Below are 20,683 nucleotides of genomic sequence, written 5' to 3' on the forward strand. Positions count from 1 at the left end.
GAGGTGATACATGATCAAAACTCGTCGGACTAAACGCACATTTTCCCCGGAGTTCAAACTCGAAGCTATCGAACAGGTTGTTAAATACCAGCGAGATGTACGGGAAGTTGCTCAGGCGCTCGAACTCAACCCTGACCATTTGCGCAAATGGATACGGCTTTATAAGCAGGAACTTCTGGGTATTGAGCCCGTCGGCAATGCTATTACTCCTGAACAGCGCGAAATTCAGCAGCTTAAAGCGCAGATAAAACGTCTTGAGATGGAAAAAGAAATACTAAAGCAGGCTGCCGTGCTGATGAGCGAAGCCCCCGGAAAGTTATCGCGCTAATCACACGGCTGAAAGCAAAGTGGCCTGTGCAGGTTCTTTGTCATTTATTCGGTATTCACCGTAGCGTTTATTACGCGCAGGTGAAGCATCCGGTTAATGTACAAAGAATTGCATTACGAAGTCGGGTGAGAGCACTGCATGCTCTCAGTCGTGGTGCTGCAGGGAGTCGGGCAATCAGCCAGATGTTACGCCAGAGTGGCGTTGATGCAGGCCGGTGGCTGGCGCGACGACTGATGCAGGAATGCGGGCTGACCAGTCACCAGCCTGTTAAACATCGCTACCGAATAAATGAAGACAACAGTCCGGCATTGCCAAACTTATTGAACCGGCAGTTTAACCCCGCCGCACCAAACCGCGTCTGGTGTGGCGATATCAGCTTTATTCGCCTGCAGGACAGGTGGTGCTATCTCGCGCTTGTTGTTGATTTATATTCACGCCGGATTATTGGTTCAGCCCTCTCATTAACCGCTGATGCTGATTTGGTATGCAGGGCTTTGCGTAATGCCCTGGAAACACGGCCGCGTAATGAACGTCTTCTGTTTCATTCAGATCAAGGAGTTCAATATAAAAGTAATAAATACAGAAAGTTACTTTGGCGTTATGGGGTAATGCAAAGTATGAGTCGCAGAGGGAATTGTCTGGATAATTCGCCGATGGAAAGAGTCTTTCGCAGCCTTAAAAGTGAATGGCTTCCCAAAGGTGGTTATGGTGATTTTAGCCATGCGGTACTCGACATAAACCAGTGGATAAATGGTTATTACAACATGTACCGCCCTCATACGAACAATGGTGGATTATCGCCTTACCTGCATGAAGAAAAGTGGAAGCAGGTTATTCCGGTGTCCTGATTTTGTGATCCACTACATTCCTTAAATTCAGGTGTAAATCGTGGTGTGCCCATACGCTCCTCCTATGCTCAAACTATAGGGCAGGATCGTCTACCGGGGTGGGGTCAGTCCAACTATAGGGCAGGATCGTCTACCGGGGTGGGGTCAGTCCAACTATAGGGCAGGATCGTCTACCGGGGTGGGGTCAGTCCACATGAGGCACGGAACCGTCTAGGAAATCCGGGTCTATTCAGCCAATGATTGAATCCACCTCAAATTCATAAGCATCTACTCTGAGATAACAGCAGTGCACACAACCGCTCTTGCAAGCTGCTCGTTCTTGTTTTACTTCCTTAGTTAGTCCTGATAACAATTTTTCGCTCAACTGAGTCCTGTGTTTTGGATCTTGGGTAGCCTTTTTGTAAAGCGCCTTAACTTTTTTTTGATTAAACATGTCAACCTCTCCCTCTGTTCGGTGCTGTTTGTAACCTGCTTCCGATTGATTAATATAACGTGATGATAGCAACGTCAACTTCTGGCACTTAACGGACAATCCTGTCCATTAATCGATTTGTCATACGACCTTTCTCGCCTAACGTGAGTTTTCGTTCCACTGAGCGTCAGCCCCCTACACCTTCCAGAGCAGCAATGAAATTATTGACCTGGATGAGCTGGTTGCCGGGCTGAAACTGGGGTAACGGAAATTTCGGCGGTTCCGGCGTAGAACCCCTGAAAGCGGCATATGATGCTGAACTCGAGTGGCTGAATTCTGGTAGTAATTAAAGCCTTTTTGTAGCTGGTATTCCCTTTATTTCCCCTTTTATTAGACGTCAACTAGTTTTGCCGACTGGCGCCAACTACTCTGGCCGCATCCATTGATTGGTGGTTTTAAGCCACGCTGGTTACTGCCTTTGCAGTCTTTTTCCGGTAACTTTCTCCTTTTAGCTCGAACATATACCCGTGATGGATCAGACGATCGGCTGCTGCCACCGCCATCGTTTCATCCACGAAGATGCTACCCCACGTGCTGAACGGATGATTGCTGGTGATGACCAGACTGCCGCGCTCATAACGATGTGCGATCAGCTCGAACAACACACCCGTTTCCGCGTTGTCGCGTTTGACATACCCGAGGTCGTCTATCACTATCACCCGGTAACTGTTCATGTGCCAGCCTCGCTTCATCCACAATACGCCTGCACCGCTCAAAGTAGAGCTGCCCTGCTTCAGTCAATTCAATTTTACGCGTAGTGCGGTGCAGTAGTCGTAGTCCCGTTGATTTTTCCAGCTCGCTGATACGCCGGGAAAGCGTTGAAGTGGGAATGCCGGTGTTTTCAGTAGCCCTTCGAAACCCATGCGCTTTAACGACCTCAACAAATAAAGCCATATCACTCAGATAATTTTTCATCTCATAGTCCATTAATGGAACAGTCACTTCCACTTTAACCACTTTATCCCCTTAATAAAACAGTTGATACTTGCTGCATGATAATTACCCCGAACATCGGGATCCAGCGTTCATAAGGATTCAATAATGACTAACATTTTTACACCTGTGACTTTAGGTCGCTTTACTTTGAAAAATCGCCTTGTCATGGCACCGATGACGCGTTCACGTGCCAATATTGATGGAACACCCGGAGAGTTGGCCGCATTGTATTATTCCCAGCGGGCAAGTATGGGACTGATTATTGCGGAAGGAACACAACCCTCTGACGATGGACAGGGATATCTGACCACGCCTGGCATTTATACTGAGGCGCAGGTTGTCGGCTGGAAAAAAGTCACAGAAGCTGTTCATCAAAAAGGCGGGCATTTCTTTATCCAGCTCATGCATGCCGGACGTATGTCTCACCCGGACAATACGCCACACCATCGTCAGGGGGTTGCACCGTCTGCGATTGCGCCAGGTACACAGATGTTCACTGTCTCAGGCATGCAGGACATTCCCGAGCCACGCGAACTTAGCACTGCCGAAATTCGGCAAACTGTTGAAGATTTTCGTTTTGCAGCTCGCAGGGCGATTGAAGCGGGTGCTGACGGTGTTGAAATTCATGGGGCTAATGCGTATCTGATCCAGCAGTTTCTTGCCCTGAGTGCCAATTCCCGCACGGATGAGTATGGTGGATCCATAGAGAACCGCGCTCGCTTTGCAATAGAAGTCGCTCAGGCTGTTTCTGAGGAGATTGGCGCAGACCGTACCGGGATCCGACTGTCTCCGGGTTTGAACTTATGGGGAATCGAAGAAGGCCCAGAATGTGCCGACCTGTATCACTACCTTGTTACCGAACTGAATAAACTGGGCCTTGCATATTTGCATATCATGCACCAGGGAAATGAACCTCTTCTGAATGACCTTCGCCAGCGCTGGACAGGCACGCTAATCCTTAATCGCCCTGGGCGTCCACGTGATGATATCGGTCAGGACGTTCACTCTGGCATGGCTGAGCTTGAATCTTATGGCGCGATGGCCCTGGCAAATCCAGATTTTGTTGAGCGCCTGAAAGTACATGCAGCCATGAATGAGGCGCATCCTGAAGGATTTTTTGGCGGCACGGATAAGTACTACACCGATTATCCGTTTCTTGCTGGTAAAAAAATCTGAGTTCTTAAGGCGGACTCTGAACCGTTTTACATATTGTCCAAATTGTACGCACCGCTAAAACGCGCTCAGGGCGTTTCTGACGGATAACCGGTAAAGAGGCAACAAACCACCCGAAAATCCGCCAGAAACGCACAGGCAGCATTTTACCCCTCTGCATGACTATTCAGGTAAATGAATCCGTCCCGGATTCATCCTGATTTGTCCCTGTCAGCCTTCTGTCTGGGTAACTTCGGTGGTTTAACAGGGGACATACTTTGCGTTCTGCATGTATTCCACGGATGATCGGCTGCCGGTTTAACATAGAACTTCGAACGCAGGTCGAAACGCGCATTCTGGGGTCCGCATGGAATGCGGAAATTATCCTACGTTAAACGTTTCGAGCTTAATGGGTGATTTCGTTCCAGTGAGCAGCTGATGGGCCTTCTGGATAAAATAAATCATTCTGGTACGGAAAAGATATGGTTTGCAGGAAGGGGAATAGCACCTGAATGGCAAATGAAGAGATCGATGCTCTCACCGGCTTACACTACCCGTTGTTGACATGACATTCCCGTGGCACGCATCTCATAGAACTACTGCCATGAAGAAAGAGCTGGTAGAACATATCAACCTGAGCGGGGATTACGTCTGGAGAACAAACCTCAAACTGGGACAGGGTAAATACCGCGCATTACGCTCAGTGAATAGTAGTCTGTACAAAAAACAGGCTTAGCGTAGGATATTTTCCGTTTTCCAAGCGGACCCATGCTTGCCTGAACAATCGGTGGTGTTGTTTCCGTCTTACTGACTCAGATACTTAAACGTTCATTATTGGTGCACAGTATTCCTGGTCTTTTGCCAATAGTGCCCACACAATCCGCGCATTTTTATTAGCCAATGCTACCGAAGCAATGTTGTTATTCCGGCGTGCCAGTAATCGACTGGCCCATCCCGATACAACATCCTGTTTACGTTTGACCGACTGCAACACAGCCCTGGCACCGTGAATGAGTAAGGTTCGTAAATAAATATCGCCTCGTTTGCTTATCCCGGGCAAGAGTTGTTTGCCACCACTTGAATGCTGACGTGGAACCAGTCCTGACCAGGCTGCCAACTGTCGGCTATTTTCGAAATTGCTGGCGTTGCCGATAGTCGCAATTAGTGCGGTGGCGGTGATCGGGCCAATGCCCGGGATCTTGCTGATACGCTTGCATAGCGCATTTTGGCGGTAGCACTGCTCAATCTGCTTGTCGAGCGTAGCGATGACATCGAACAGATATGCCATAGGGTGCTGTAACAGACTCAGCTGTACACGGAACAGAGATGGCAACGAGTTATCAGCATCTTCCAGGATCTCAGGTAACTGTAGCTGTAGCTGCTGGATCCCCCGGGGTACGACGATGCCAAATTCAGCCAATAGTCCCCGAATTTGATTCGCCTGAGCGGTCTGTTGCTTGATGAAACTCTGACGACTCCGGTGAAGAGCCAATACGGCTTGCTGCTCAGGGGTCTTGACCGGCACGAACCGCATGTTGGGTCGTGTGACGGCTTCGCAAATAGCCTCTGCGTCTGGAGCATCATGCTTATTGGTTTTGACATAGGGTTTGACGAACTGAGGGGCCATCAGCTTGACGTTATGGCCCATCGACATGAGTTTGCCGGCCCAGAAGTGGGCAGAAGCACAGGCTTCCATACCGATCAAACATGGAGGGATGTTGGCAAAAAATGAAAGCATTTTTGCTCGTTTGAATTGCTTGTTGAACAACCGCTTGCCGTGTTCGTCAATGCCGTGGACCTGGAAAACTTCTTTTGCCAAATCGATGCCGATAGTCTTAACGTTCATGATGGCCGCTCCGCTCAGGTAGTGACGATTTATCACCCACTGTGGCACAAGATGTAGGGGGCGACCATTCCATTAACAAAGCCCAATGGCGGTTGTATCCGGAGCAGCGAAGCTGCCGGGAATCCGGCAGAGGAATTATCATACATCCCTCTGGCCGGTATCCCTGATACTAATTGTTAATACGCGAATAGCTATCCCATGTTGCGATAGCAATCAGAATGATCGTTTCCAATGTGTTGACCATTAACAAATCTGTTAAAAACATAATGGGAATTAATAGAATGAATCCAAATATACCAACCAGGTGTGATAAAGGATAGCGGCCATATACAAGTCGTTTATAGATGGCGTTGGTCAGTATGTAAATCACTGGCCCTGACAGTAATACAGTAGCCGTTATTGCTTTTATTCGCTGGTCCGGGTAGCCAATAACCAGCTCGTTTGCCACTGCACAGATGATTATTGCACCGATAAGGATAACGTGAATGTAATGGAAATAAGATCCCATCAGCCCTGGGTTATCCGTATTTGTTATGGCGTGACTTCCAGCCTTGCTACTGGTATCAAAATATATCCACCACATAGCAAGACTGCCCGTGAAGGAAATCAGTGCGGCGATAATGGTAGGAGGACCCCATACATCTAGTTCGCTCAATGTTGCACCAGTAGTGAGTATACTCTCGCCAAGCGCTACGATAACAAATAGCTGGCAGCGTTCAGCGAGGTGATGTCCTTCAATTTTCCACTCTTCATGGCTCACTGACTTTCCTAGCAGAGGCAGCCGGAACCCGAGCATAGGGGATACGTATTCACACAGAACAGCGATCGCCCATAAAACCAGCCGAGTATTATCATATGTCAGTCCTCCTGCAAGCCAGAATATCGCTGAGATTACCAGCCAGCCCAAAATACGCTGAAAATTTTTCTTGAGTGGTTCATCCCGGTCAAGTAAAAAAAGCACGAAGACTGTACGTCCAACTTGAATGGTTATGTAGGCGAGTGCAAAAACAAGCCCGCGTCCTTCGAACGCATCAGGAATTCCAGCTGCAAAAATGAGGCTAGAAAGCATGAGGAAAAATAATAGTAGACGGATTTTCCGTGTGTCAGGATCAAACCAGTTAGTAACCCATGCAGTATATTGCCATGCGAGCCACGCAGCGAACCACAGAATCAGGGTCTGAAGTGCCCCAATCAAAGTTAGATGATGAAGCAGGTAATGGGATAGTTGTGTTACAGCAAAAACATAAATCAGATCGAAGAATAATTCAGAAAATGAAACGTTAGCACTTATTCCATTGCGTAGACGAAGAAAACTTTTAGGCATTATTATTACCAGCTTGAAACATGATTATTTCCCTTCTTTATTTTCCCATGTTCCAACCTGAATCATCAATGGTCGGAATGCTCCTGGTACTAACGTTCGGGAAACAGAGTTATGAGTATCGGAGAGCATTGTTACGTTATCAGCGCAGTAAATTTATGATTTCTGGTGTCGCTCATTTTCTACGACTTTCATTAATAAATGATAAGTTAATAGTGCTGTCAGGCCAGCTACAATTGTAAGGAAAGATAATATTTTCTGACGAGACTTCGCACCTTTTAGTCAGGAGGGACAGTGGCTTAATACGCCGGTAAGGTGTATGCAGGCGCCAGATGCCGCTACCTTTGTCGCAGGAGCTGAACGGCGCCGGTAGCGCGGCGTAGCCGCCCCAGATGCTACATATCACGCAGACCCGCCCCCTTCCCTGCACGACATTACGATATTAACGCGACGCTGGAGCCTTTGTGCGCGGTCGGAGTGACCACAGCAAGGCGAAGCCGCAGATGGGGTGTATCTCCGCGTTAGCGAGCCGTGAGGCCGCTTACGAGCGTGTCACTCATTTCTTCAGCGAAGCTACTTACAGCGACACCATATTATAGTTACAACATCCATCATTAAAAGCGATGCAGTTCCGGCCCGTAGGGCCGGGGCGGCGGGGCTTTTCAGTGGTCGGGGGCAGCGCTAAGGTTTCAAATTTGCACGGGACCGGTGTTTAGTGACGCCTGGACGTATGTTGTAACTATGTTCTGCCGCATCCGCCGGTGGCGGATTTGTCCAATCCCTCAAAGCTCACAGGCGTCACTGTGGTCTTCTCACTATTCTGTTCTCACTGCCCCATGCGTTAGCGTGGGGTGCTAACTCTGTCGTTCTCTGAACGGCGTGGCTGTTCCGGCTGCAGCAAGTGAAGTCCTCTGTGTTGTTTTCCACAGTGTTTACGGAGATAAGGGATCTCCCTGAAACGAAGTGAACAGGGATAAAAGAAGGGGGTTAAGAATAAATTGCGGAATCTCCTTTACTCATTTGTGGGTTTCTTCGCTTATTCGTTTGCGGATTTCTGTTCATAACTCACTGTCACGGTGTCGATATTCGTGTGTAAAGTCCATTCCTGGACCTTTGAGCAAAAAAAGAGTCCTGCGGTGGTTAAATTCGCGCCGTTTCAATAGATGACAGGAAACACAAACAGCCCCCGGAGGGGCTTTCGTTGAGTTATTCGAAGGGTTGTTTCGCTAAGAAGGCGATGCCTCGAACAACTTCAGCTGGTAGAGGCGCTGAATGGCCAGCTGCTCAAGTCGTTCTGACGTGCACCAATATGCCTCGTCAGGGGGCATGGTCTTTAAGATGGACTTGCTCATCTCATACACCTGGCTGTCACGGGGAAGCCGGGCAAGGCGGTTGGCTCGTTTGCGCTCGGCACCTTTCTTACGGCGAAACTTCAGGGCGGCCAGGGTGCAGTTTTCTGCCCAGCGGCGTCTGGCGTGCGCAGGAGAGATATCTTCACCGTCATGCATAAGTCCAAGCTTGATTATCGACCCCGAACAATGGGCCAATCACATGAAGGATCTGCGCCCCTTTGTTGTTGAAGTGGATGGTGAAATAGCTGGATATGCAGATGTTCAGCCAAATGGGTACATTGACCATTTCTTTGTCTCGGGAACATACCCGAGACAGGGAGTAGGAACACTACTGATGAATTGTATTCATGAAGAAGCTAGACAACTTGGAATTGGTGAACTTACTCCAAATGTGAGTAAGGCTGCGGAAGAGTTCTTTCTACGGCACGGCTTTCATGTAGTGGAACGGGGTTTTCCTGTCCGTCGTGGCGTGACACTACAAAATGCACTGATGCGGAAATATTTGGCGAAACAATAGAAAGCTGGCTGAGAGAAGTATTGACCTTTTCGCCTGATTGAAATCACTCAATACAGAAAACCATCATAACGTACAATATTTTCCGTTTCCCAAACGGAGCCCTACTACACCGTTCTGGGCGATATGAACCCACCATCCATCGTGTCTTGCTATCCAGTCATACCGGAGAACGGGTTTCAATCGTGACACCGTCACGTTTCAACCAGCCTGAATTCTACAGCGCCTCCCGGATGATACTGGCCAGAGGCTTCTGTTCACGATGTCCAGTCCAAACCCGGCTGCTGTAAGGCAGCTCACATTCATAGCTTTGCTCTGCCCTGTGTCTTGCCGACTTTCAGGTACTGAAGGCGCCACCTGGCAATCAATCGTCACAGGGATGAGGGAGATATGATTCAGCTTCGCAAAATCAGTCACAACGCCGGCCAGCAACACATCGATAGGATCACAGAAATAGAACAGGCCATACTCCTGAGCCATTTCACTTATAGCAGATTGGGTCCCGGGTTTGAACATACGGGGCCATGCTGTTGTAGTGCGGGTACTCCAGGTTGTAATACAGTCGGGGTGTTGCAGCTGCGCGGCCGCGAATGACTGTCTGAACATCGGTCCCCGATCGGTCCAAAACATCTGCAATCGAAGATATGTCGCGGTGTTATCTGCAGTGGGGTACAAAATGGCGCGGTTAACGCGGTCCGCTTGGAAAACGGAAAATATCCTACGCTAAGCCTGTTTTTTGTACAGGATACTATTCACTGAGCGTAATGCGCGGTATTTACCCTGTCTCAGTTTCAGGTTTGTTCGCCAGACGTAATCCCCGCTCAGGTTGATATGTTCCCATCCCAGTGGTGACAGATGGGTAATCAGTTGCTCATTAATCGGGATACCTTTCCGTCTCAAAGAATCTATCGCTCTTTCTATATATACCGTATTCCATAGTGAGATCGCCGCAGTCAGCAATGTCAGACCGCTGGCTCGATAGCTCTGATTCTCCAGCTGGTGCATAAAGACCGCTCGGGCAAGGGCATTGCGAGCCTCACCTTTATTCAGCCCCCCCTGTACGCGTCGACGCAGTGTAGGGTCCCTGAACCAGTCCAGCATAAACAATGACCTTTCGATACGCCCAATCTATCTCAGCGCCTTTGCCAGACCCATTCTGTTTCAGATAGCTTGCCAGACGCAGGACCTCATTCCAGTGGGTTTCAATTTCCTTTAGATTCAGGCTGGTTGCGGAGATGATTGACTGAAGCCCCGGATACAACTCAGTTTTTCCATGAATAAACAACCATTTGTCATGAAGATCCCGGATCCTTGGCGCAAAAGCGAATCCGAGCAGATGCATTAGCGCGAAAACATGATCAGTGAAACCTGCGGTGTCGGTGTAATGCTCTGTAATTTCCAGATCAGTTTCGTGGTACAGCAGACCATCAAGTACGTGGGTGGAGTCCCGTAACGGCAGCCAGTTCGCTGGAAAGTGCAGCCTGATCGTTATCCATGCAGGTGCATGAATCTATAAGAGATGAGTACGAGCAATAAAATGAAATCAGGCCGAGGCCAGCCCCGAAAATGCCAGTGGAGTGGAGATAGCGAGCGCCTGAAATGTTGTTAATGGAGTTAAGAATATCAGCTCGAACGAGCAACAGGAGAGTTAATGAAGAAATCATTACAAGATTGTTGATATCACTAAATTATCAACCAGATAATCCGTTAATTGCATCAACAAACACTGAGAAATTAATTTACCTAGCAGTAAAATTCTAAGAATGGCTTTCAGTATTAATTAACAGCACCCCGCTAACTGAGACAGAGGAAAGTGTAAATACAGAATAATTAGTTTTTGTATGGCGAGATAATGAAAAGAATGGAATTACCGGAAACAATATAATAACACCAGAGAATCTCGCTAACGAGATTCGAGACTTAGCACGAATTTCTGACTGCAGCCTGAACGAAGAAACTTTGACAAGATCTCTGGATAGTTTTGGATATTACAGTCAACACATCCTTGAACAGAATGAAGATGCACAGGTGTTGAAAGTTCTTTGATTGGAGTTTGAAGGTTTTCTCAAATTAAAATAAAAGATGCTGAGTACTCAACAAAACAAAAATATGACAACCTTTAAATACGGGCATAAGAAACCAGTTTTCATGACCCGTTTATTTATTCCTGTTCGTTAATAAAATGTTAGTTCTCTGCTTCAGTTTCAGCATTATTAATTGATTCTAAGTTTTGATGAACCAGCTCCTCCAGGCGATTCAGCGCTTCCCTGCCAAGGTACTTAAGGTACATTTCAGATATGAGTGTAGTGTGTATAATCATACCTTCACGTGTACCATCGACCTTTTTAAATAAGTTACGTCGGTATCCTTCAAGGTCGAAGGTAGGGCCTTCTTCCTTGCTTTTGTAAACCATCAGACCAAGCCTGACCAGTTCATTAATCATAGAGGTATAGTTGGATTCAGACGAGGTCTCCCCCATCTTCATCTCTATTTCTAGAATAGTTTCAATTTCACGGTATATTTTATCTTTGAACTAGATGTTCTTACGTGGAATCTTATTTTATCAAAAGTTGGGGCAGTGCCTAATGTAGCACTACTCGAACACTTTTTAGTCTGCCTGTTCATAGGATTGATGAGTGCAATCCCCATCAGAACTGACATTTTACTGGTCGAGACTAAGCTTATACAGGTGTGTTATAGCGGCACTGTGCAGGTGTGTCAATACGGCACTATTGGCATATTACTTTATGTTTTTTATAGATACACACAAATGACACACCTGATGGTGCCTACATAGGCACCATCAGGTGTGTCAATCAAGCACTGCAAGGTGTGCTAATACGGCACTGTAAAGTGTGTTGATTAACACACCTTTTAGCTTCACATTTCAACTTTACCTATTATAATTAATGTATCAGCCTGTTTTATAACGTTAAAACTGCAATACGGAGTCTTGCGTAGGGTGTGGTGATTAAAGGGTTTGCAAAGAGTGGCTTTGAAATAGGTTACCTGCCTTGGCTTGGTTTAATTTCACATGAGACTTTCGCTTCGTCCTGGAGCGCCACACGCGCGTCTGTAGTGATTTATCTTGATTAAAACGATCGGCATGTTTTTTTAGGAAATACCCTGTGGCTCATTCAGAAAACAATAGATGGGGTTATTATGAGAATAGTTTACTGGTTTCGTTGCTGCTTATGTCGATTTTAATCCAGGACCGGTCTTCGGAGCCAACACGAACGGAACGGAAGATATTTGTGGAATACCGCGAATAACATTTTCCTGGACACGATTAAAAGTGGTCCATAAACCCCCATAATTATCTTACCAGTGAAGATGGTTAATTATACTTGTCGGAGTAATTGGCGCATGACCACCGTCATATTCATGCTCAAGTGCAGTCGCACCAAAAATAAGTTGCTCACGCTCTGAAAATTGAACACTTCGCATTTGCTCAATACTGCCCACAACGTTATCAAACGTTTTCAGAACTTGATAAGCACTTTCGATTACCTGTGTGAAAATATCAACTTTATGATGCACGCTGATTTCGCCAAAATATTCCCAGGCAACTAGGTCATGTGTACAAACCTGGCGAAACATGCCGGGATCATCTTGTAACTACTGGAGTCATCATGGCTATTGTGAAGAATAATCTTAGAAACTTCTTTACCCGTAATATTGTCATGACGACACAGGCGCAACATGTGCTTCGTAAAATCACGCTTTTCAATATCACAGGTACATGACTGCGTAGCATAATATGGCTAAAAATCTTCATCCCTCAGTCTGTCGAGAATATTAATTGTCGATATGTATATTTACGTGATTCATGCTTATTTTCAGACAATTCACGCCAACTCATCGTTTGTGAGTGGGCGATTCCGACGCATGGATGTCGGCATACGATAACTGTTAGCAAAGCTGATCATATTAGTTTCTTCTTCAGTGGAATGATTTTTTGCAAAATTCAGAAATCACACGAATAAATATGTCCATCAGCAATACGGCGGCCACCGGATAACCCTTCACAACCCACGCAGATATATAGCCATAAGCATTGTTATTCATGATAGAGAATTCCCCGCTATCGGCTGGCACTGAGAAAATCCCATCTTCTGACGGCACCCAAGCGGCCATATTCCAGGTAAAGATGTCCATAATTTGGCTCCAGGTAAGCTCCCCGGTACAAGATGCTTCTGTAGTCTTCCTTGTCGCAATCAAGGGAGTTGGCCATTCCGGAACGCGCTGGCAAGGCCGCCCCGCCGCTCGCTGTGTTCATTTTAGCCTTGCCAGAAGGGGGCCAGTGTCCGGTTTTCACTTCTGGTTCTGGCCATCTGCTGCACCGCTAAACCGGGGTCAGGTGCAGGAAATAATGTGATTTAATGAATCAGCACAATAACAGAACCAAGCCAACTCGGTGGGGAAAGAAGGAAATGAGGGAAATGAGGGAGGTGAGCAGGCGCTTTCACCCTGCCCCGTTCCCCTTTGTGAACTGCTTTCCTTTCAGGTTGTTCATGCTCGCGATCACCAAAAATAAAAGGCGCTTCCGGTCTATTTGACAACTTCAGCCCCTGATATCGGGGGATTTCATCCCGCCGGGGTTGGCTACTTAGCGGATTGGTAGTCCATGAAAGCCGCCACCTCTCTGTTATTGTCCCTGTACTGGATTTTGCAAAGAGAATTTCGGGTCAGGTAGGCGAATATCAACAGTGTGAGACACACTATTAATACACACCAAATCAGAGCGTTTCGCGGCATTTTCATAGCCTTAACACCTTCTTCTCCAAAATGTCAACGCAAAGCAGAAAAGGCCTTTTTGTTGCAAGACACAAATGTCCTTACTTCTGGCTCAGGCATAGGTTTATTGTTTCAAAGCTGTCCGGGCACAAAAATTTCGGTCTCAATGTGTATAGCATTCTCTATACGGCAGGTGTAAGCTGTGTATATCATTTGCTATACAGGGGCTCATCATGAAATCTGATGTTCAGCTTAACATTCGGGCTAAAGAAGCCCAGCGCGCGTTGATCGATACCGCTGCCGGTATTCTCCATAAATCACGCACCGACTTTATACTAGACATAGCCTGCCAGGCTGCTGAAAACGTGATCCTTGATCGCCGGATGTTTAATCTTGATGATGAACAGTACGCCGAATTTATCGATATGCTGGATGCACCCGTAACAGCGAATCCGGCACTGGATACGCTCATGGCGAGAAAACCGCAGTGGGAAAAGTAACCGCTCCAGCACCGCTAAAGTCGACTCACATTCTTTCAGAGTTTCACTCAGGAGAAGCTGCACTGGATGAATGGATCAGGCTCCGGGGGTTAAAAAACCAGTCGACCGGCGCCGCCAGAACGTTTGTGGTATGCCGGGAGGATTCTTCACAGGTGATTGGTTTTTACTCTCTGGCCACCGGCAGTGTCACTCATGCTATTGCACCCGGTGGGCTCAGAAGAAATATGCCTGACCCCCTTCCCATCATAATTCTGGCCCGGCTGGCCGTTGATTCGAGTTACCATGGCCAGGGCCTTGGGGCGGATTTACTGCACGATGCGGTACTGCGTATTTGCCGGGTTGCGGAGAATATTGGCGTCCGGGCCATTATGGTGCATGCCTTGTCTGATGCGGCAAAACAGTTTTACCTGCATCATGGATTCCAGCCTTCAATGACACAGGAGAAAACACTTTTTCTCCGGTTACCTACTGCCATTTAACCGCCCGCAAGCCGTAATTCCCTCTGGGGCAACTCACAGCCAGAAGCGGATATTATTAACAACACGGCGGTTAATCAATGGGGAACAGGCCATAGCGGCTGTGGCCATTCTGGTGACCAATAATGTGAGAGAGTTTGCGCGACTGCCAGATCTGATGCTGGAAGAGTGGGCTCGCTGACCGCGGACAGAATGCCGGATGATGAAGGTCAGCTCTGTGCCAACAGCGGACTGAACAGGCAATTGGCAGCAGCGGAATGTCAGTAAAACCTGAGCCATTACGATTGACCTGATTTCATCGGTTAATGACCAGAGAGTCTATCACGGCCGATCCCTTCCTCATTTTATAGTAAGCCCACTCGCATCCCCCGGCAGCACAACAGCCAATACGGTGGGTGAATAAATCTTATTAATGACTGGAGCAATCAATGAAATTAACGCAAATCCGCAATGCCACGCTGGTACTGGAATATGCCGGTAAAAAATTCCTTATCGATCCAATGCTGGCCGAAAAAGAAGCCTGGAACGGTTTTGCTGGTAATGCACGCCCGCACTTGCGCAATCCAATGGTTGCCTTGCCAGTGGCCGTAGAGGATTTACTGGCGGTTGATGCCGTTATCCTGACTCACACCCATACCGATCACTGGGATGAGGCTGCCCAGCAGGCTGTTCCCAAAGACATGCTTATCTACACCCAGGATGAAAAAGATGCGGCACTTCTCCGCTCTCAGGGCTTTCTCAACATTCGCGTTCTGAAAGATGAAAATTATTTCGTAGACGGCCTGACTATTTATAAAACCGACGGCCAGCACGGCAGCAACGAATTGTATGCAGATGCTCAGTGGGGTGAGCTCCTCGGTGATGCATGTGGATTGGTCTTCACCCACCATGATGAAAAAACGCTGTATATCGCGGGTGATACGGTCTGGGTTAAGCCTTACGCAAGAAACCTGCAGCGTTTCAAACCGGAGATTGTGGTGCTGAACACCGGTTATGCGGTCAATGACCTTTACGGTCCGATTATCATGGGCAAAGAGGACACACTGCGCACGCTGAAAATGCTGCCGACTGCGACCGTCGTGGCGTCTCATATGGAATCGATTAATCATTGCCTTCTTACCCGCGCTGAACTTCGCGAGTTCACGCTTGAACATGGTATTGAAGATAAGGTTCTGATTCCTGCAGACGGTGAGACAATGGTTTTCTGATAGGCCATCCCACCTGACCTGGTGAGGAATGCCATTACTACTGGTCACCTGTTATCCTTTGGTCAGTTAAAATCAGCGTGCTAGCCACCGGAGAGCCGGGGGCTATCATTTACGGTAAGGTTAACATTATGTCTGCATTGACGGTCGCCGTGATTGCCACGGCTGGATTCAGCCCATTTCACTTTTCCGTCCCCTGTATTATTTTCGGGCAGTCTATGCCGCAACCGGATTTATTCCGCGTCGAAATTTGTGCTGAAAACCCTGGCGTCGTTCTGTCTGATATGGGCTTTTCCATCAACGTGGAGCATGGACTTGAGCTGCTGGACACCGCAGACATTGTTATCGTGCCTTACTGGAATCATCCGGAAGAAAAACCTTCTCAGGCCCTGTTGGATGCGTTAATAAACGCGTGGCAGCGTGGCGCAGAAGTGGTGGGACTTTGTCTGGGCGCTTACGTACTGGCCTATTCCGGCCTACTTGATGGGCACCGTGCTGCCACGCACTGGGAGTTCGAACAGGACTTCATTGAACGATTTCCAGCTGTTCATCTGGACAGCAACTCACTGTATACCAGTGATGAACGTCTGATTACCTCTGCGGGTACTGCCGCCGGTATGGATTGCTGCCTGAATATTATCCGTGACCATTACGGTTCTGCGATAGCTAACCGCGTGGCAAGAAGAATGGTTGTTCCTCCTTACCGGGAAGGCGGTCAGGCCCAGTTTATTGAACGTCCAGTCCCGGTATCGACTCGGGATAGCAAAATGAACGAACTGATAGACTATCTGCGCCGTAACCTGGACAAGCCTCATGGTCTCGATTCACTTGCCGGGTTTGTTAGCATGAGTCGGCGAACGTTAACGCGTCATTTTTTCAAGGCTACCGGAACTACGCTTGGTGATTGGCTGAACTCGGAGCGCCTTCAAAGAAGCCAGGAGTTACTGGAAACGACGAACAATAGCATTGAAAGTGTATCCGAAATGGTGGGTTTTCAGTCTCCAGTCTCTTTTCGGCAGAGCTTTAAAGCGAAATTCAGCATCAGCCCAAGCGAATGGCGTAGAGTTTTTCGAGGGCCTGCGCCTGTTGATGTCGAAGTGAAATAAGTGGTAGCTCTACCAATTTAAATCCTTTCTGTTTTTTTCTGTGAGAAGGTGTTTGTATAACGTCCCCTTATCGCTCTTAGCAGGCATTGACCATAACAAATGAGATTTACCATAACCCCCTAATTAAGCGAACCTTAAAAGCCCGCCACAAGAGGCTTTGCTACATTTCCGGTCCAAACATCACTCATAAATAAAATGTGATGCTTATCACATTTTATCCCGACAAGGTAAATTAACACTTGTCAGCCTATCTACTGGTTGGTAGATTTGATTTCAACAACACGACACACAAACAAAAACACACAACAGAACATCAGGAGCGTCATCATGAAAAACATCATCAAAACCACCCTTGCCATCATCGCCCTGTCCGCCAGCGCACTGAGCTATGCCGCCAGCCCGCAAATGGTTTCCCGCAGCGAAGCAGCATCGCTGCAAAAAATTGGGGTGGTATCTTCCGGTGGCTTCACCACCCTGGATGACCTGGTGGCCTCACTGGATATGAAAGCCGCTGATGCCGGGGCCACACACTACCGCATCACCAGTGCCACCGGCATGAATAAACTTTCCGGTACCGCTGTCCTGTATCGTTGAATACCCGTTACCCTCGCAACTGCGCCCGGAACCCTTCTGGTTTCCGGGCGCAGTTGCGTCTGAATAACAGGCACCCGCAGGTGCCAGGAGAACATTATGTCCACCCATGACAGTCTGATTGAACTGACTGATACCCTTATCCAGCAGAACGGCTACCAGGGCTTCAGCTATGCTGATCTCGCTGACGGTCTGGGAATACGGAAGGCCAGTATCCATTACCATTTTCAGACCAAAACCGACCTCGGGCTTGCCTATTGTGAATACAAGGAGGCCAGCCTGCTGAAAATGGAAGCTGCCCTGTTACAGCTGCCACCGGGTAAAGCCCGTCTGCAGGGTTATATGGACGCATTTCTCAAATGCGCCGACAGCGGCCAGATGTGCGGCATTCACGCGATGTTGTCCGACAGCGCCCTGTTTGAAGAACCTCTTCAGAAAGCCACCTCCCGCCTGGCACAAACCGACCTGCGCATCCTGACCAGTGTGCTGGTTTCGGGTCGTGAAAGCGGTGAACTGGCTTTTACTGCTGAGCCGGCTGACGTGGCCATTATCATCGGCAGCGCCATTAAAGGGGCCCTGATGCTCAATCGGATCCCTCCTCATGATGCCTGTTCCCGCACCATGAGCGCGCTTATTCAGCTACTCTCCCGCCCGTAAAGCCACGCCTGTGGCTGCCCCGGTTTAACCGGGGCAGCCAGCACTCAAAAAAATCACCGCTGACAACGCCTGTATTCCGGGGGCCTCAGAAGACATTAAGACTTTCCTTGCGTTTAATTTCCAGTTACCCCTTGCCAATCTATCTACTGGTAGGTAGATTAAATATTAACAACACGACAACACAATAAAACAGACATGCAGGGGGCATCATCATGAAAGCACTTATCAACGACGTTATCGCTATCTTCACCCGTAAACCCCATGGACCGGTCATCATCAAATCCGATCTTACTGAGGAAGAAAAAGCAGCTCTGGTACCGGTCCGTACACTCTCTGTTGGCTGGGTGTCTTCCGTGGATGAGCTGGAGCGGGAGGTTATCCGCGAAGCCCTTGAACATGGCGCTGCCGCTTATCTGATTTCTGAGCTTGAGCAGGCCCGTTTCGTTCATGCCCGCGCCACGCTGTTTGCATAAACACAAAACGAAAATAAAAGGACACACACCATGAAAAATAACGTCGAGACACAACTGCGCCGGTTACTTCGTAAAACGTCAGGCCTGGACATTATGGTTCTGCGGCTGTCAGTGATTTTCATCTTCGCCCTGTTTGGTACCTACAAATGGTTTGCCTTCGAGGGCAACGCCCTTCACCACCTGCTGCCAGGCACCTGGCTCGGTGCACTGTATCCGGCTCTCGGCGTTCAGGGGCTCAGCTACGCACTCGGCGTGGTGGAAAATATCACCCTTCTGGCCCTGATTGTTGGATTTTTCCGGCCGGCAGTCGGCGCAGCAGGAGCCCTGATGGTAGCAGGCACCGGCATCGTCACCCTGAGCCTTCTGCCGCAGCTGGGTCGCATTGACAGCTTCATTATCAAGGATGTTCTTCTGATTGGGGCTGGACTGGTGTTGTTGCGTCATGACCTGCGACGGACACTGATTAACCGGAGGGCGAAGCAACTCAGCGCCGTGCACAAACCCCGCTCGTCTGACGCATTGTCAGCCATGGGGAGACCCTGAATTACGCCGCTGCCTGATATTTCTGGCCAGCAAATATGACACCACTCCCGGGTTCATGGTGAGAGGCATGGAAGCCGCCTTTCGGGCGGGGATCACTCCCCGCTACTTTTTAGAGCGCTACCTGGAAAATAAGTCGCTCCCCGCCAACCCGGACTTTGAAAAACACTATCTGGATCTTATTCATGAGCAGGACCCGTCCCGGTGAGTGAGATTTGTCAGGAGAGCGATATGAACAAACCGTATAAAAAAGACCCACAGACCATTCAGGCACTGACGGAACTGCAGTTCAGCGTCACCCAGAAAAGCGGCACTGAGCACCCGTTTACCGGAGAATATGACGACCACTTTGAGGACGGACTGTACGTGGATATCGTCTCCGGTGAGCCACTGTTCTCGTCGAAGGACAAATTTGATTCGGGCTGTGGCTGGCCGGCATTCAGCAAACCAGTGGAAAACAACGTCCGCAACCTGAGCGACCTCAGTCACGGCATGGTGCGTACTGAAGTGCGTTCCCGTCACGGTGACAGCCATCTGGGACACGTCTTCCCTGACGGGCCACAGGATACCGGTGGATTACGTTACTGCATTAACTCGGCTTCACTGCGTTTTATCCCGAAAGGCGCTCTGGAAACAGAAGGATACGGTGAATTTCTTCCCCTGTTTGAGAAAGGAGATAAGCATGAAAACTGATGTGGCAATCCTTGCCGGTGGTTGTTTCTGGGGTGTCCAGGAGCTGATCCGCAAACTCAATGGCGTGGTCAGCACCGAAGTGGGCTATACCGGCGGACGTAATGATAACCCGACATACCAGCACCACCCAGGACATGCGGAGGCGGTGAAGGTGGTGTATTCCCCGGATAAACTGAGCTACCGAAAACTACTGGAATATTTCTTTAGTATTCACAACCCTACAACAATACTTCGTCAGGGTAATGACGTCGGCTCAAGCTACCGCTCAGCCATATTTTTCACCACAGAGGAGCAAAAGCAGCAGGCAAACCAGCTTATCCGTGAAATAGATGATTCAGGAGTCTGGCCCGGAGTCGTGGTGACAGAAGTAGAGCAGGCCGGTGAGTTCTGGTCTGCAGAGCCAGAGCATCAGGATTACCTGCAGCATAATCCCAACGGCTATACCTGCCATTTTGAACGACCTGACTGGACGCTTCCGGGATAAGTCACCGTCGCAGACTCGCAGCATTCAGCCCCGCCCATGTGCGGGGCTTTTTTGTTCATATGCAGAAACGAGAATGGGATCACAAACAAATTTCTTTAGTCCATTTCTTGCATACAAAACAATCAACATCCTGATTTTAAGGGGCATATTAGAAAAAGATGAGGATGATTAGGGTCAAAGGGTCAAAGGGACAAAGGGACAATGTTTAGAATTATGCTGACCGTTATCGCAGGATCGTTATTTTACGGACTCTCGGCCAGTCTGTGTTTTGCCGGGCTTTTTCGCATATACGCCCCCAGTGCCTGCACAGCCTTCTGTCTGACTTATAACCCAACAGCCGGCTATGTCATGCTGTTTACCGGTATGACACTGTTTATCGTATTTTTGCTCAGCCTTTTCCGGACAACAAAAGCCCCTATTTAACATAAAGGTCTCATTGTACGCACCGCTAA

At 48.4% G+C, this 20,683-nt stretch carries 21 protein-coding genes and 8 pseudogenes; 16 read left to right on the forward strand and 13 right to left on the reverse strand.

Annotated elements, in window-relative coordinates:
• The first annotated feature begins 10 nt into the window (after positions 1-10).
• Positions 11-1,176 (forward strand): IS3 family transposase gene (locus A8O29_RS00600; RefSeq protein ID WP_125355789.1). Its coding sequence is split into 2 segments (ribosomal slippage): positions 11-275 and positions 275-1,176, totalling 1,167 coding nucleotides; the frame shifts between segments, so codons are not numbered across the junction.
• 229 nt (positions 1,177-1,405) lie between these two features.
• Here the strand turns inward: A8O29_RS00600 and A8O29_RS00605 are convergent.
• The 3 genes and pseudogenes from A8O29_RS00605 to A8O29_RS00615 form a co-directional block, all read right to left on the reverse strand.
• Positions 1,406-1,609, reverse strand: a complete 204-nt coding sequence (locus tag A8O29_RS00605; protein WP_174081190.1) for a hypothetical protein — start codon at positions 1,607-1,609, stop codon at positions 1,406-1,408.
• A gap of 434 nt (positions 1,610-2,043) precedes the next feature.
• Positions 2,044-2,322: pseudogene (locus tag A8O29_RS00610) on the reverse strand (ATP-binding protein); the annotation flags it as partial.
• Positions 2,312-2,563 (reverse strand): annotated as a pseudogene (locus A8O29_RS00615) (LysR family transcriptional regulator); the annotation flags it as partial. The pseudogenes A8O29_RS00610 and A8O29_RS00615, both read right to left, overlap by 11 nt.
• Before the next feature lie 126 nt (positions 2,564-2,689).
• Here A8O29_RS00615 and A8O29_RS00620 point away from each other — a divergent pair.
• A complete protein-coding gene (locus A8O29_RS00620) occupies positions 2,690-3,760 on the forward strand; it encodes an alkene reductase (protein ID WP_125354385.1) in 1,071 nt (356 codons plus the stop codon).
• A 188-nt stretch (positions 3,761-3,948) separates the two neighbouring features.
• On the opposite strand, the pseudogene A8O29_RS22630 reads toward A8O29_RS00620, so the two are convergent.
• Positions 3,949-4,092: pseudogene (locus tag A8O29_RS22630) on the reverse strand (ISNCY family transposase); the annotation flags it as partial.
• A 70-nt stretch (positions 4,093-4,162) separates the two neighbouring features.
• Here A8O29_RS22630 and A8O29_RS00625 point away from each other — a divergent pair.
• Positions 4,163-4,300, forward strand: a pseudogene (locus A8O29_RS00625) (DUF4113 domain-containing protein); the annotation flags it as partial.
• Between the two features lie 256 nt (positions 4,301-4,556).
• On the opposite strand, the gene A8O29_RS00630 reads toward A8O29_RS00625, so the two are convergent.
• From A8O29_RS00630 to repA, 3 genes are all read right to left on the reverse strand, one after another.
• Positions 4,557-5,582, reverse strand: coding sequence for an IS110 family RNA-guided transposase (locus A8O29_RS00630; RefSeq protein ID WP_125355882.1), 1,026 nt, complete (start codon positions 5,580-5,582; stop codon positions 4,557-4,559).
• Between the two features lie 169 nt (positions 5,583-5,751).
• Entirely contained in the window at positions 5,752-6,906 is a 1,155-nt protein-coding gene (locus A8O29_RS00635; protein WP_125355884.1) for a low temperature requirement protein A, read from the reverse strand.
• A gap of 1,223 nt (positions 6,907-8,129) precedes the next feature.
• Positions 8,130-8,411, reverse strand: a complete 282-nt coding sequence (repA, locus tag A8O29_RS22840) for a plasmid replication initiator RepA (RefSeq protein ID WP_125355886.1) — start codon at positions 8,409-8,411, stop codon at positions 8,130-8,132.
• A 16-nt stretch (positions 8,412-8,427) separates the two neighbouring features.
• Between repA and A8O29_RS00640 the strand changes: the two are divergent.
• Positions 8,428-8,772 (forward strand): annotated as a pseudogene (locus tag A8O29_RS00640) (GNAT family N-acetyltransferase); the annotation flags it as partial.
• 198 nt (positions 8,773-8,970) lie between these two features.
• On the opposite strand, the gene traF reads toward A8O29_RS00640, so the two are convergent.
• The 6 genes and pseudogenes from traF to A8O29_RS22645 form a co-directional block, all read right to left on the reverse strand.
• Positions 8,971-9,399 (reverse strand): conjugal transfer protein TraF, encoded by a 429-nt coding sequence (gene traF, locus A8O29_RS00645; RefSeq protein ID WP_476748680.1) that lies wholly within the window; start codon positions 9,397-9,399, stop codon positions 8,971-8,973.
• 93 nt (positions 9,400-9,492) lie between these two features.
• A pseudogene (locus A8O29_RS00650) lies at positions 9,493-10,222 on the reverse strand (Tn3 family transposase); the annotation flags it as partial.
• 732 nt (positions 10,223-10,954) lie between these two features.
• Positions 10,955-11,212 carry a hypothetical protein gene (locus tag A8O29_RS00655; RefSeq protein WP_246316600.1) on the reverse strand — a complete coding sequence of 86 codons (258 nt, stop codon included), beginning with the start codon at positions 11,210-11,212 and terminating at the stop codon, positions 10,955-10,957.
• A gap of 878 nt (positions 11,213-12,090) precedes the next feature.
• Positions 12,091-12,473: pseudogene (locus tag A8O29_RS22635) on the reverse strand (DUF932 domain-containing protein).
• Between the two features lie 238 nt (positions 12,474-12,711).
• Positions 12,712-12,927 (reverse strand): hypothetical protein, encoded by a 216-nt coding sequence (locus A8O29_RS00665; RefSeq protein WP_125355913.1) that lies wholly within the window; start codon positions 12,925-12,927, stop codon positions 12,712-12,714.
• A gap of 447 nt (positions 12,928-13,374) precedes the next feature.
• Entirely contained in the window at positions 13,375-13,476 is a 102-nt protein-coding gene (locus A8O29_RS22645) for a Hok/Gef family protein (RefSeq protein ID WP_246316603.1), read from the reverse strand.
• A gap of 263 nt (positions 13,477-13,739) precedes the next feature.
• On the opposite strand from A8O29_RS22645, the gene A8O29_RS00675 reads away from it, so the two are divergent.
• The 12 genes and pseudogenes from A8O29_RS00675 (at position 13,740) to msrA (ending at position 20,231) form a co-directional block, all read left to right on the forward strand.
• Positions 13,740-14,006 carry a type II toxin-antitoxin system TacA family antitoxin gene (locus A8O29_RS00675; RefSeq protein WP_125355910.1) on the forward strand — a complete coding sequence of 89 codons (267 nt, stop codon included), beginning with the start codon at positions 13,740-13,742 and terminating at the stop codon, positions 14,004-14,006.
• Complete coding sequence (locus A8O29_RS00680; protein WP_125355908.1) at positions 13,994-14,485, forward strand: GNAT family N-acetyltransferase; 492 nt, start codon at positions 13,994-13,996, stop codon at positions 14,483-14,485. Before A8O29_RS00675 ends, A8O29_RS00680 begins: the two co-directional genes overlap by 13 nt.
• 88 nt (positions 14,486-14,573) lie before the next feature.
• Positions 14,574-14,663: pseudogene (locus A8O29_RS22655) on the forward strand (VapC toxin family PIN domain ribonuclease); the annotation flags it as partial.
• A 247-nt stretch (positions 14,664-14,910) separates the two neighbouring features.
• Positions 14,911-15,690 carry an MBL fold metallo-hydrolase gene (locus tag A8O29_RS00685; protein ID WP_125355906.1) on the forward strand — a complete coding sequence of 260 codons (780 nt, stop codon included), beginning with the start codon at positions 14,911-14,913 and terminating at the stop codon, positions 15,688-15,690.
• Positions 15,691-15,818: 128 nt separating this feature from the next.
• A complete protein-coding gene (locus A8O29_RS00690) occupies positions 15,819-16,793 on the forward strand; it encodes a GlxA family transcriptional regulator (protein ID WP_125355904.1) in 975 nt (324 codons plus the stop codon).
• 327 nt (positions 16,794-17,120) lie between these two features.
• Positions 17,121-17,387 carry a YdgH/BhsA/McbA-like domain containing protein gene (locus A8O29_RS00695; protein WP_001567383.1) on the forward strand — a complete coding sequence of 89 codons (267 nt, stop codon included), beginning with the start codon at positions 17,121-17,123 and terminating at the stop codon, positions 17,385-17,387.
• 96 nt (positions 17,388-17,483) lie between these two features.
• A complete protein-coding gene (locus tag A8O29_RS00700) occupies positions 17,484-18,041 on the forward strand; it encodes a TetR/AcrR family transcriptional regulator (RefSeq protein WP_125355976.1) in 558 nt (185 codons plus the stop codon).
• Positions 18,042-18,253: 212 nt separating this feature from the next.
• Entirely contained in the window at positions 18,254-18,514 is a 261-nt protein-coding gene (locus A8O29_RS00705; protein ID WP_125355974.1) for a DUF1471 domain-containing protein, read from the forward strand.
• Between the two features lie 30 nt (positions 18,515-18,544).
• Positions 18,545-19,057 (forward strand): DUF417 family protein, encoded by a 513-nt coding sequence (locus tag A8O29_RS00710; protein WP_125355972.1) that lies wholly within the window; start codon positions 18,545-18,547, stop codon positions 19,055-19,057.
• Positions 19,058-19,124: 67 nt separating this feature from the next.
• A complete protein-coding gene (locus tag A8O29_RS00715; protein ID WP_021243014.1) occupies positions 19,125-19,262 on the forward strand; it encodes a hypothetical protein in 138 nt (45 codons plus the stop codon).
• Between the two features lie 23 nt (positions 19,263-19,285).
• A complete protein-coding gene (gene msrB / locus A8O29_RS00720; RefSeq protein ID WP_174081191.1) occupies positions 19,286-19,747 on the forward strand; it encodes a peptide-methionine (R)-S-oxide reductase MsrB in 462 nt (153 codons plus the stop codon).
• Positions 19,737-20,231 carry a peptide-methionine (S)-S-oxide reductase MsrA gene (msrA, locus tag A8O29_RS00725; protein ID WP_001567377.1) on the forward strand — a complete coding sequence of 165 codons (495 nt, stop codon included), beginning with the start codon at positions 19,737-19,739 and terminating at the stop codon, positions 20,229-20,231. Before msrB ends, msrA begins: the two co-directional genes overlap by 11 nt.
• Positions 20,232-20,683: the final 452 nt, after the last annotated feature.

Source organism: Scandinavium goeteborgense (genome assembly GCF_003935895.2).
Lineage (GTDB): Bacteria > Pseudomonadota > Gammaproteobacteria > Enterobacterales > Enterobacteriaceae > Scandinavium > Scandinavium goeteborgense.